At 61.5% G+C, this 12,056-nt stretch carries 9 protein-coding genes; all 9 read left to right on the forward strand.

The features are described from left to right. The first annotated feature begins 26 nt into the window (after positions 1-26). The 9 genes from FBX99_RS27675 (at position 27) to pgi (ending at position 11,883) form a co-directional block, all read left to right on the forward strand. Complete coding sequence (locus tag FBX99_RS27675) at positions 27-203, forward strand: hypothetical protein (protein WP_003176118.1); 177 nt, start codon at positions 27-29, stop codon at positions 201-203. Next, complete coding sequence (locus tag FBX99_RS27680) at positions 187-3,141, forward strand: sensor histidine kinase (protein WP_177329297.1); 2,955 nt, start codon at positions 187-189, stop codon at positions 3,139-3,141. The genes FBX99_RS27675 and FBX99_RS27680 overlap by 17 nt, the downstream gene beginning before the upstream one ends. A 22-nt stretch (positions 3,142-3,163) precedes the next feature. Continuing rightward, positions 3,164-4,597 carry a sigma-54 dependent transcriptional regulator gene (locus tag FBX99_RS27685; RefSeq protein ID WP_145133650.1) on the forward strand — a complete coding sequence of 478 codons (1,434 nt, stop codon included), beginning with the start codon at positions 3,164-3,166 and terminating at the stop codon, positions 4,595-4,597. Between the two features lie 800 nt (positions 4,598-5,397). Then, positions 5,398-6,795, forward strand: a complete 1,398-nt coding sequence (locus FBX99_RS27690) for a polynucleotide adenylyltransferase PcnB (RefSeq protein ID WP_139649759.1) — start codon at positions 5,398-5,400, stop codon at positions 6,793-6,795. A gap of 3 nt (positions 6,796-6,798) precedes the next feature. Beyond that, a complete protein-coding gene (gene folK, locus FBX99_RS27695; protein WP_144929976.1) occupies positions 6,799-7,284 on the forward strand; it encodes a 2-amino-4-hydroxy-6-hydroxymethyldihydropteridine diphosphokinase in 486 nt (161 codons plus the stop codon). Positions 7,285-7,649: 365 nt separating this feature from the next. Then, positions 7,650-8,450 carry a 3-methyl-2-oxobutanoate hydroxymethyltransferase gene (gene panB / locus FBX99_RS27700; RefSeq protein ID WP_144929975.1) on the forward strand — a complete coding sequence of 267 codons (801 nt, stop codon included), beginning with the start codon at positions 7,650-7,652 and terminating at the stop codon, positions 8,448-8,450. Continuing rightward, complete coding sequence (gene panC / locus FBX99_RS27705; protein ID WP_145133652.1) at positions 8,447-9,307, forward strand: pantoate--beta-alanine ligase; 861 nt, start codon at positions 8,447-8,449, stop codon at positions 9,305-9,307. The genes panB and panC overlap by 4 nt, the downstream gene beginning before the upstream one ends. 182 nt (positions 9,308-9,489) lie before the next feature. Beyond that, a complete protein-coding gene (gene panD, locus FBX99_RS27710; RefSeq protein WP_007963888.1) occupies positions 9,490-9,870 on the forward strand; it encodes an aspartate 1-decarboxylase in 381 nt (126 codons plus the stop codon). Between the two features lie 348 nt (positions 9,871-10,218). Next, complete coding sequence (gene pgi, locus FBX99_RS27715) at positions 10,219-11,883, forward strand: glucose-6-phosphate isomerase (RefSeq protein ID WP_144929973.1); 1,665 nt, start codon at positions 10,219-10,221, stop codon at positions 11,881-11,883. Positions 11,884-12,056 lie beyond the last annotated feature (173 nt).

The following is a 12,056-nucleotide window of genomic DNA, read 5'->3' on the forward strand; positions in this document are numbered from 1 at the left end:
GCACGCGCGTAAAAAGAGAGGCCGGGATGTACATCTATCGCTTGGTCCTGCTCCTGGTAGTGGGGATTTATCTGTTCTCCCCGGCCATCATGGATTGGTGGATCGATGCCACGGGTGCCTGGTATCGGCCGTATCTGCTCTGGCTGATCCTGATTGTCGTGACCTTCATCCTGCAGAGCCAAAAAGATGCCGATGAGCTTTAGCCTGACCCAGATGATCCTGATCAGCGCCGCCTACCTGGCAGTGCTGTTCGGCGTGGCCTGGATCAGCGAACGGGGCATGATTCCCCGGGCGATCATCCGCCACCCGCTGACCTACACCCTGTCGCTGGGCGTCTATGCCAGTGCGTGGGCGTTCTACGGCACGGTCGGGCTGGCCTACCAGTATGGCTATGGCTTCCTGTCCAGTTACCTGGGTGTGTCGGGGGCCTTCCTGCTGGCCCCGGTGTTGCTCTACCCGATCCTGAAAATCACCCGCACCTACCAGCTGTCATCCCTGGCCGACCTGTTCGCCTTTCGTTTCCGCAGCACGTGGGCCGGCGCCCTGACCACGATCTTCATGCTGGTCGGGGTGTTACCGCTCCTGGCCCTGCAAATGCAGGCCGTGGCCGACTCCATCAGCATCCTGACCCACGAGCCGGTGCAGCACCGGGTGGCCCTGAGTTTCTGCGTCCTGATCATCCTGTTCACGATTTTCTTCGGTTCCCGGCACATCGCCACCCGGGAAAAACACGAAGGCCTGGTGTTCGCCATCGCCTTCGAGTCGGTGATCAAGCTGATCGCCATCGGTGGCGTCGGCCTCTATGCGCTCTATGGCGTATTCAACGGCCCGCAACAGCTTGAACTATGGCTGCTGCAGAACCAGACCGCCCTCGCAGCCCTGCACACACCATTGCAGGAAGGCCCGTGGCGTACGCTGCTGCTGGTGTTCTTCGCTTCGGCGATCGTGATGCCACACATGTACCACATGACTTTTACCGAGAACCTCAACCCGCGCTCGCTGGTGAGCGCGAGCTGGGGCCTGCCGCTGTTTCTGCTGCTGATGAGCCTGGCCGTGCCGCTGATCCTGTGGGCCGGGTTGAAGCTGGGGGCAAGTACCAATCCGGAATACTTCACCCTCGGCATCGGTATCGCCGCCAACAACCAGGCCTTGGCGCTGCTGGCCTATATCGGCGGCCTGTCGGCGGCCAGCGGCCTGATCATCGTCACCACCCTGGCGCTGTCGGGCATGGCCCTCAACCACCTGGTGCTGCCGCTCTACCAGCCACCGGCCGAAGGCAACATCTACCGCTGGCTGAAATGGACCCGGCGGGCACTGATCGTCGCAATCATCATGGCCGGCTACGGTTTCTACCTGATGCTGGGCGACGGGCAGGACCTGGCCAACCTGGGTATCGTCGCCTTCGTCGCCACTTTGCAGTTCCTGCCCGGCGTGCTGTCGGTGCTGTACTGGCCGACCGCCAACCGCCGTGGCTTCATCGCCGGCCTGCTGGCGGGCATCCTGGTCTGGCTGGTTGCGATGCTGCTGCCACTGTTGGGCAACCTGCAGGGCTTCTATATCCCGTTGCTGAATATGATCTATGTGCTCGACGACACCAGTTGGCACATGGCCGCCATCGCCTCCCTGGCGGCGAACGTGCTGATGTTTACCCTGATATCGCTGTTCACCAATGCCAGCAGCGAAGAAGCCAGCGCCGCCGAAGCCTGTGCCGTAGACAATGTTCGCCGCCCGCAACGCCGTGAATTGCACGCGGCCTCGCCCCAGGAGTTCGCTACGCAACTGGCCAAGCCCCTGGGTGCGAAGGCGGCGCAAAAGGAAGTCGAACAGGCCCTGCGGGACCTTTACCTGCCTTTCGATGAGCGCCGCCCCTATGCCTTGCGTCGCCTGCGGGACCGGATCGAAGCCAACCTGTCCGGGCTGATGGGCCCCAGCGTGGCCCAGGACATGGTCGAGACATTCCTGCCCTACAAGGCCGGCGGCGAAAACTACGTCACCGAGGACATCCATTTCATTGAAAGCCGCCTCGAGGATTACCACTCGCGCCTCACCGGCCTGGCTGCCGAGCTGGATGCCCTGCGCCGCTATCACCGCCAGACCCTGCAGGAACTGCCAATGGGCGTGTGTTCCCTGGCCAAGGACCAGGAAATCCTGATGTGGAACAAGGCCATGGAAGAACTGACCGGAATCGCCGCCCAGCGCGTGGTCGGTTCACGCCTGAGCACCCTGGGCGAGCCATGGAAAGGCTTGTTGCAAGGCTTCATCGACCTGCCGGACGAGCATTTGCACAAGCAGCACCTGGCCCTCGATGGCCAGACCCGCTGGCTGAACCTGCACAAGGCAGCTATCGACGAGCCGCTCGCACCGGGCAACAGCGGCCTGGTGCTGCTGGTGGAAGACCTGACCGACACCCAGATGCTCGAAGACAAGCTGGTCCACTCCGAGCGCCTGGCAAGCATCGGCCGGCTGGCAGCCGGGGTGGCCCACGAGATCGGCAACCCGATCACCGGTATCGCCTGCCTGGCGCAGAACCTTCGCGAAGAGCGCGAGGAGGATGGCGAACTGACGGAGATCAGCAGCCAGATTCTCGAGCAGACCCGACGCGTGTCGCGTATCGTGCAGTCACTGATGAGCTTCGCCCATGCCGGCGGGCACCAGCATAACGACGAGCCCGTCTGCCTGGCCGAAGTGGCCCAGGATGCCATTGGTCTGCTGGCCCTTAACCGGCGCAATTTCGAAGTGCAATTCTTCAACCTGTGCGATCCGGACCATTGGGTCGACGGAGATCCCCAGCGGCTCGCCCAGGTGCTGATCAACCTGCTCTCAAATGCCCGCGACGCCTCACCGGCCGGCAGCGCCGTGCGGGTCAAGAGCGAAGCCAGCGAACACACGATCGATCTGATCGTCGAAGACGAAGGCAGCGGTATTCCACAGAACATCATGGATCGGTTGTTCGAACCCTTCTTCACCACCAAGGATCCTGGCGAAGGCACCGGACTGGGCCTTGCACTGGTCTATTCCATCGTTGAAGAGCATTATGGACAAATCACCATCGACAGCCCGGCCGATGTACAAGGCCAACGCGGCACCCGTATACGGGTGACCTTGCCGCGTCATGTCGAAGCGACGTCCGCTGTGAACTGAGACCGTCGAGAGAATCGAATCAATGCCGCACATTTTGATCGTCGAAGACGAAACAATTATCCGCTCCGCCTTGCGCCGCCTGCTGGAACGCAACCAGTACCAGGTCAGCGAAGCCGGTTCCGTGCAGGAAGCACAAGAGCGATTCAGCATCCCAACATTTGACCTCATCGTGAGCGACTTGCGCCTGCCCGGCGCGCCCGGTACCGAGCTGATCAAGCTCGGCCAGGGCACGCCGGTGCTGATCATGACCAGCTACGCCAGCCTGCGCTCGGCGGTCGACTCCATGAAAATGGGCGCCGTGGACTACATTGCCAAGCCGTTCGACCACGACGAGATGCTCCAGGCCGTGGCCCGTATCCTGCGTGACCGACAGACGGCGACCGGTAATCCGGCAGAGCCGACGAACGGTAAAGCTACTGCTACGAAAGGCGCTGCCGGCAACAATAACGGCGAAATCGGCATCATCGGCTCCTGTCCTCCCATGCAGGATCTGTACGTCAAGATCCGCAAGGTGGCGCCAACCGACTCCAACGTGCTGATCCAGGGCGAATCCGGGACCGGCAAGGAACTGGTAGCCCGAGCCCTGCACAACCTGTCCCGTCGGGCCAAGGCGCCGATGATCTCGGTGAACTGCGCGGCAATTCCGGAAAGCCTGATCGAATCCGAGCTGTTCGGTCACGAGAAAGGCGCCTTCACCGGGGCCAGCGCCGGGCGCGCCGGGCTGGTAGAAGCCGCGGACGGTGGCACGCTGTTCCTCGACGAAATCGGCGAACTGCCGCTGGAGGCCCAGGCACGGCTGCTGCGGGTTCTTCAGGAAGGCGAAATCCGTCGGGTCGGGTCGGTGCAGTCGCAGAAAGTCGACGTACGTCTGATCGCCGCGACCCACCGCGACCTCAAGAGCCTGGCGAAAATCGGCCAGTTCCGTGAAGACCTGTATTACCGTCTGCACGTCATTGCACTGAAACTGCCTGCCCTGCGCGAACGGGGTGCGGACGTCAACGAAATCGCCAATGCCTTCCTCGCCCGCCAGAGCGCGCGGGTCAACCGCACCGACCTGAAGTTTGCCCCCGACGCAGAACAGGCCATTCGTCATTACGCCTGGCCGGGTAACGTCCGGGAGTTGGAAAACGCAGTGGAGCGGGCGGTGATCCTGTGCGAGAGCCCGGAAATCTCCGCCGACCTGCTGGGAATCGACGTCGAGCTCAGTGATCTGGACGATGAAGAATTCATCGGCCTGGCCCCTCAACAAGGGGGCGCCGCCAACAACACCAGCCACGAGCCTACCGAGGATCTGTCCCTGGAAGACTACTTCCAGCATTTCGTCCTGGAACACCAGGACCACATGACCGAGACCGAACTGGCACGCAAGCTGGGGGTGAGCCGCAAGTGCCTGTGGGAACGTCGCCAGCGCCTGGGGATTCCGCGTCGCAAGACCGGGGTAGCCAGCGAAAGCTGAGATCAAGGTGGGACGATGACGGTGCATCAGCTTGCATTCAGGCGACTGGCACACCGCAATCGCGAGCAGGCTCGCTCCCACAGGGGTACAAGGTCGTAACGCAATAAATGTGAAAAAACTGTTACCCCAGCTTTTTCACGTAACAGAAGCCGGGGTTTACGGTAACGAAATCCCGGCTTTTTTTCGCCTCAAGAAAAACGGCATAACCTTAGAACCCCCGATTTTTCTGGGTCTCGCAAAAGTTGGCACGCACCCTGCTATAGCTTTGGTACAAGAACAATAACAAGCAATGCACAAGACAATAAAAATAAGACGAATCGACTCACGCACAATAAAAACAAGACGGCGAGAGGCGCAGCTAACTGATTCTTTTGGAGAGGCGTTGTATTTGGGGCTTGCCCCACAACCAGGCCGAGAACAATAAAAACTGTCTCAAGACAGATGCCTGAACTGGTTGGATCGATCGATCACTGCAACACAGCGACCAAAGCAATCCGTTTGCTCTTGGCTCCCGATTGGGAGGGTCACGCAGGGAAAACCTCGTGGCGCGGGCACTCAACAAAAACAAGAAGCCCGAAACCAATAATAAAAACAGAGCACGCAACTAATTCTGGGGGAGCTTCGGCTCCCCTTGTGGTTTCTGTCGTTCCCATTTCCAACAGCCTACAAGGCTCGTCGCTTTAAGCTTGCAGCGCAAATCTGCTGCGTCCTACACGATCCCCTGACTAAATGCTAGAATCCCCGCCCATCATGCGGTCATTCTTCGTTTTGGCCGAACATTCCTTCAAACAGTGCATCCCATGCTGAAGAAGCTGTTCCAGTCACTCCGTTCTCCCTTGCGTCGTACGCAACACATCCGCAGCACGCCTGAAGTGCTCAACAGCGGTCAGCACTCATTGCAGAAGGCCCAGTTCAGCCGTTATGCGGTGAATATCGTCGAACGGCTGCAGAACGCCGGCTACCAGGCTTACCTGGTCGGTGGTTGCGTGCGCGACATGCTGCTCAACATCACTCCCAAGGATTTCGACGTGGCCACCAGCGCTACGCCGGAACAGGTCCGGGCCGAGTTCCGTAACGCGCGGATCATTGGCCGGCGCTTCAAGCTCGTCCACATCCACTTCGGCCGCGAAATCATCGAAGTGGCGACGTTCCGCGCCAACCATCCGCAAAACGATGAAGAAGAGGACAGCAACCAGTCTTCTCGCAACGAGAGCGGGCGCATCCTGCGGGATAACGTCTACGGCACGCTGGAAGAAGACGCGCAACGTCGCGACTTCACCATCAACGCCCTGTATTACGATCCGGTCAGCGAACGTATCCTCGATTACGCCAACGGCGTACACGACATCCGCAATCACCTGATCCGCTTGATCGGCGATCCCAAGCAGCGTTATCAGGAAGACCCGGTACGGATGCTGCGAGCCGTGCGTTTCGCCGCCAAGCTGAACTTCGGCATCGAAAAACACAGCGCCGCGCCAATCCGCGACCTGGCACCGATGCTGCGGGAAATCCCTTCGGCGCGGCTGTTCGAGGAAGTGCTCAAGCTGTTCCTGTCGGGCAACGCGGCGGACACCTTCGAAATGCTGGTGGACCTGCAACTGTTCGATCCGCTGTTCCCGGCCAGTGCCGAGGCGCTGGAGCATAACCCGACCTACACCCACACCCTGATCAGTGAAGCGCTGATCAACACGGACCTGCGCATCAAGCAGAACAAGCCGGTGACTCCGGCCTTCCTGTTTGCCGCCCTGCTCTGGCCGGCCCTGCCAGCCCGGGTACTGCGCCTCCAGGACCGCGGCATGCCGCCGATCCCGGCCATGCAGGAAGCCGCCCACGAGTTGATCGCCGAACAGTGCCAGCGCATCGCGATTCCGAAGCGCTTCACGATGCCGATCCGCGAGATCTGGGATATGCAGGAACGCCTGCCCCGTCGCAGCGGCAAGCGCGCCGACCTGCTGCTGGACAACCCGCGTTTCCGCGCCGGCTACGACTTCCTGCTGCTGCGTGAAAGCGCCGGAGAGCAGACCGATGGCCTGGGTGAATGGTGGACCGACTACCAGGATGCCAATGACAGCGAGCGCCGCGAAATGATTCGCGAGCTCAGCGGCAAGGAAGACGGCGCCAGTGGCCCACGCAAGCGTCGTCGCAGCAGCGGCGCCAAGCGTAAGCGTGCCGGTGTACCGAGCGCGTCGGGCGAGTAAGCGATGGAACGCATCTACATCGGCATGGGTAGCAACCTGGCTGAACCCGCGGCACAACTGCGCAACGCTCTGCAGGCGCTGGCAAACCTGCCTGACAGCCGATTCGTCGACGTCTCGGCGTTCTATCAAAGCGATTCACTGCTGCCCGGCCAACCGCGCTACACCAATGCAGTGGCGGCGCTGGATAGTCAGCTGGCGCCACTGGACCTGCTCGATGCGCTGCAAGCCATCGAAACCGGCCAGGGCCGCGAACGCTTGGAACGCTGGGGCCCGCGCACCCTGGACCTGGATATTCTGCTATACGGCGATCGGCTGATCGACGAGCCTCGGCTCAAGGTTCCTCATTACCACATGCACGCCCGGGCTTTCGTGCTGTACCCACTGGCGGAACTGGCCCCTGCCGACCTGCGCCTGGCCGACGGGCGCCTGCTTCAGGACCTGCTGGCCGCCTGTCCATTCGTCGGCCTGGAACGCGTGCCCTCCACCTGACGAAGACCATCCCCTGTGGGAGCGAGCCTGCTCGCGATAGCGGTGGCCAATCAATGTAGATGTTGACTGACACACCGCTATCGCGAGCAGGCTCGCTCCCACAGGGATCCGGTACGAGGCAGTCAGATCCGATACGCTCCCCACGGCTGAAACGCATCAGTAACCTCGGTAACACCCGCCGGTAACACATCCAATTGACTTCCCCGGTGCTCCTCACGACTATAGGCGTCCCGTTGCCGCCAACGCGGCATTGAAGGGCGCAATCCAGGCCTTATAAGCACCACGCATAGAAGGTGCGCCTGTATATATGACGAATCATGCGCGTTACTCGCAGTAGTTCACGAGCGCCTAATGAGGACTTTTTCATGCCAGCTATTACCCTGACCACGCTGCAAGGTCTCAAGCAGAAAGGCGAAAAGATCGCCATGCTGACCTGCTATGACGCAACCTTCGCTCACGCCTGCAACGAGGCCGGTGTCGAAGTGTTGCTGGTGGGCGATTCCCTCGGCATGGTGTTGCAAGGCCATGACAGCACGCTGCCGGCGACCACTGCTGAGATGGCCTACCACGTAGCCTGCGTCAAACGCGGTAACACCGATGCGCTGATCCTCGCCGACCTACCGTTCATGGCCTACGCCACCCTCGAACAGGCCATGACCAACAGCGCCGTGCTGATGCAGGCCGGTGCCCACATGGTAAAAGTCGAAGGTGCGTTGTGGCTGGCCGAGTCGATCCACCTGTTGGCCGAGCGTGGCATCCCGGTGTGCGCACACCTGGGCCTGACACCCCAGGCGGTCAACGTGCTCGGCGGCTACAAGGTCCAGGGCCGCAATGAAAACCAGGCGCGGCAGATGCGCGCCGATGCCATCGCGCTGGAGCAGGCCGGGGCGGCGATGCTGTTGCTCGAATGCGTGCCCAGCGAACTGGCCGAAGAAATCACCCAGGCGGTGAAGATTCCGGTCATCGGGATTGGCGCCGGCAATGCCACCGATGGTCAGGTACTGGTACTGCACGACATGCTCGGGCTATCGCTCACGGGGCGCGCGCCGAAGTTCGTGAAGAACTTCATGACCGGACAACCCAGCATCCAGGCCGCCCTGAGCGCCTACGTGGCTGAAGTCAAAGCGGCCAGCTTTCCTGGCGCCGAACACGGATTCTCCGCATGAACACCGTCAAGACCGTACGTGAACTGCGGGCCGCCGTGGCCCGCGCCCGCAGCGAAGGCAAACGCATCGCCTTCGTGCCGACCATGGGCAACCTGCACAGCGGCCACGCGGCACTGGTCACCAAAGCGGCGCAACGAGCCGACTTCGTGGTGACGAGTATTTTCGTCAACCCGCTGCAGTTCGGCGCCGGCGAAGACCTGGACAAGTATCCGCGCACCCTCGCGGCGGACCAGGAAAAACTGCTCCAGGCCGGCTGCCATCTGCTGTTCGCCCCGTCCGTCGAGGAAATGTACCCCGATGGCATGGCCGGGCAAACCCGGGTCAGTGTGCCGCAATTGTCCGAAGGCCTGTGCGGCGCGAGCCGGCCCGGGCATTTCGAGGGCGTGGCGACGGTGGTCAGCAAGTTGTTCAATATGGTCCAGCCCGACCTGGCGGTGTTCGGCCAGAAAGACTTCCAGCAACTGGCGGTGATCCGCGCGCTGGTCCACGACCTGAACATGCCGATCCAGATCATTGGCGAACCGACCGTCCGTGCCGAAGACGGCCTGGCGCTGTCGTCGCGCAACGGTTTCCTCAGCCCTGAACAACGCGCCGTGGCACCGCAGGTCTACCGCAGCCTCAGCAGCATTGCCGAGGCGATCCGACAAGGACAGCGGGACTTCCCGGCCCTGATTGCCGAGCAGCTCAAGCAACTCGAAGCCGCCGGTATGCGCCCCGATTACCTGGAGATTCGCCACGCCCGGACCTTGCGCCCGGCCATGCCTGAAGACCGCGACCTGGTGATCCTGGTCGCCGCGTTCCTCGGCTCCACGCGGCTGATCGACAATCTGCACCTTGACCTCGACGCCCCCGCCTGAACACCATGATTCCCTGTGGGAGCGGGCTTGCTCGCGAAGGCGGTGTGTCAGTAACCATTGATGTTTCTGGCACATCGCCTTCGCGAGCAAGCCCGCTCCCACGGAGGGCGGAGGCGTTATTGCCGCCCTGGCAGCCTTCGGGCAAACTGCCCGCCGTTCGGACCCGACCAGAGGAGAAACCCATGCACGCCATCATGCTCAAGGCCAAGCTGCACCGCGCCGAAGTCACTCACGCCGTGCTCGACTACGAAGGCTCCTGTGCCATTGATGGTGAGTGGCTGGACCTGTCGGGGATCCGTGAATACGAGCAGATCCAGATCTACAACGTCGACAACGGCGAGCGCTTCACCACCTATGCCATCCGCGGCGAAGAAGGTTCGCGGATGATCTCGGTCAACGGTGCCGCGGCCCACAAGGCCAAGGTGGGTGACCGCGTCATCATTTGCGCTTACGCCCACTACAGCGAAGCCGAGCTGGTCAATTTCAAGCCCCGCATGCTGTACATGGCGCCGGGCAACGAACTGAGCCACACCAGCAATGCCATTCCGGTGCAGGTCGCCTGATCTGTGCCATGCCCTTGTGGGAGCGGGCTTGCTCGCGAAGGCGTCGGCACATTAAACATTGATGTGACGGATACCCCCGCCTTCGCGAGCAAGCCCGCTCCCACAGTGAGTAATTCTTGTCCAAAAGAATGCTTCGCCCTCCCGTCTGTCGGCCCCTTCCCAGCCCCGTTGTATAAAAAAGTACCGGGAACCGGTCTGACAAAGCCAAGACAGATCGCAACGCGAGGTTTACTGTAGTCGCCCTGCGCCCGCAGATCGTGTCGACGCAGGTGTCCGGACGCCCTCTACGGGCCATGCCGGAATTTTTAGTGTACAAAAGGTCGTTCAAGTAAAAGGAAACCCGCAGCGATGGCGTACTACCGAAACCCTCATGACGTGACCGCCCTGCCCGCCTGGCAGGCGCTGAATGACCACCGCAAGGCCATGCAGGATTTCAGCATGCGCGAAGCGTTCAATGCCGATCCGCAGCGTTTCAACCAATTCACCCTGTCGAGCTGCGGCCTGTTTCTCGATTATTCAAAGAACCTGATCACCGCCCAGACCCGCGACCTGCTGGTGGGCCTGGCCAATGAAGTCGACCTCAAGGGCGCGATCAAGGCGCTGTTCGAAGGCGAAATCATCAACGCCTCGGAAAACCGCCCGGCCCTGCACACTGCCCTGCGTCGGCCAGTGGGCGACCGGTTGCTGGTAAACGGCGTCAACGTGATGCCGGATGTGCACAAGGTGCTGAACCAGATCACCGACCTGGTGGGCCGAATCCACGACGGTCTGTGGCGCGGCTACACCGAGAAGCCGATCACCGACGTGGTGAACATCGGTATCGGTGGCTCGTTCCTCGGCCCGGAACTGGTGTCCGAAGCCCTGTTGTCCTACGCGCAAAAAGGCGTTCGCTGCCACTACCTGGCGAACATCGACGGCAGCGAGTTCCACGAGCTGACCATGAAGCTGCGCGCCGAGACCACGTTGTTCATCGTCTCGTCGAAATCCTTCAACACCCTCGAAACCCTGAAGAACGCCCAGGCCGCCCGCGCCTGGTACCTCGCCCAGGGCGGCTCCGAAGCGGAACTGTATCGCCACTTCATCGCCGTATCGAGCAACAACGCGGCGGCCGTGGCCTTCGGCATCCGCGAAGAAAACATCTTCCCGATGTGGGACTGGGTCGGCGGGCGCTACTCGCTGTGGTCGGCTATCGGCCTGCCGATCGCCCTCGCCATCGGCATGTCGAACTTCAAGGAACTGCTGTCCGGTGCCTATTCCATGGACCAGCATTTCCAGAGCGCGCCGTTCGAACAGAACATGCCGGTGCTGCTGGCCCTGCTGGGCGTGTGGTACGGCAATTTCTGGGGCGCGCAAAGCCACGCGATCCTGCCGTACGACCATTACCTGCGCAACATCACCAAGCACTTGCAGCAACTGGACATGGAGTCCAACGGCAAGAGCGTGCGCCAGGACGGCACACCGGTGTCCACTGACACCGGTCCGGTGATCTGGGGCGGCGTCGGCTGCAACGGCCAGCACGCCTATCATCAGTTGCTGCACCAGGGCACCCAATTGATCCCGGCCGACTTCATCGTGCCGGTCGTCAGCTTCAACCCGGTTTCCGATCATCACCAGTGGCTGTACGCCAACTGCCTGTCACAAAGCCAGGCCCTGATGCTCGGCAAGACCCGCGCCGAGGCCGAAGCCGAGCTACGGGACAAGGGCGCCAGCGAAGCGGACGTGCAGAAACTCGCCTCTCACAAGGTCATCCCGGGCAACCGCCCGAGCAACACCCTGGTGGTTGAACGCATCAGCCCACGGCGTCTTGGCGCATTGGTGGCGCTGTACGAACATAAAGTGTTCGTACAAAGCGTGGTCTGGGGCATCAACGCTTTCGACCAGTGGGGCGTGGAGCTGGGCAAGGAGCTGGGCAAGGGCGTCTACAACCGTCTGGTGGGCAGCGAAGAAAGCGCCGCCGAAGACGCGTCGACCCAGGGCCTGATCAACTACTTCCGTGGACGTCATCGCGGCTGATCAAACGCACACAGACCTGTGGGAGCGGGCTTGCTCGCGAAGACGGAGTGTCAGTCAACATCCATGTTGCTGACCCGACGCCTTCGCGAGCAAGCCCGCTTGTGTCTTGCTCTGCGATTAAACTGATGGTGAGAGCGGTGAGTGGCAAGCTGAATGCCTGGAGTGCTTAAAGC

Source organism: Pseudomonas sp. SJZ074 (genome assembly GCF_007828215.1).
Taxonomy (GTDB): domain Bacteria; phylum Pseudomonadota; class Gammaproteobacteria; order Pseudomonadales; family Pseudomonadaceae; genus Aquipseudomonas.

Bases quoted from the DNA above. Each gene is read 5' to 3' on its own strand.
- FBX99_RS27675 (WP_003176118.1), top strand. From the start codon at position 27: ATGTACATCTATCGCTTGGTCCTGCTCCTGGTAGTGGGGATTTATCTG.
- FBX99_RS27680 (WP_177329297.1), top strand. From the start codon at position 187: ATGCCGATGAGCTTTAGCCTGACCCAGATGATCCTGATCAGCGCCGCC.
- FBX99_RS27685 (WP_145133650.1), top strand. From the start codon at position 3,164: ATGCCGCACATTTTGATCGTCGAAGACGAAACAATTATCCGCTCCGCC.
- FBX99_RS27690 (WP_139649759.1), top strand. From the start codon at position 5,398: ATGCTGAAGAAGCTGTTCCAGTCACTCCGTTCTCCCTTGCGTCGTACG.
- folK (WP_144929976.1), top strand. From the start codon at position 6,799: ATGGAACGCATCTACATCGGCATGGGTAGCAACCTGGCTGAACCCGCG.
- panB (WP_144929975.1), top strand. From the start codon at position 7,650: ATGCCAGCTATTACCCTGACCACGCTGCAAGGTCTCAAGCAGAAAGGC.
- panC (WP_145133652.1), top strand. From the start codon at position 8,447: ATGAACACCGTCAAGACCGTACGTGAACTGCGGGCCGCCGTGGCCCGC.
- panD (WP_007963888.1), top strand. From the start codon at position 9,490: ATGCACGCCATCATGCTCAAGGCCAAGCTGCACCGCGCCGAAGTCACT.
- pgi (WP_144929973.1), top strand. From the start codon at position 10,219: ATGGCGTACTACCGAAACCCTCATGACGTGACCGCCCTGCCCGCCTGG.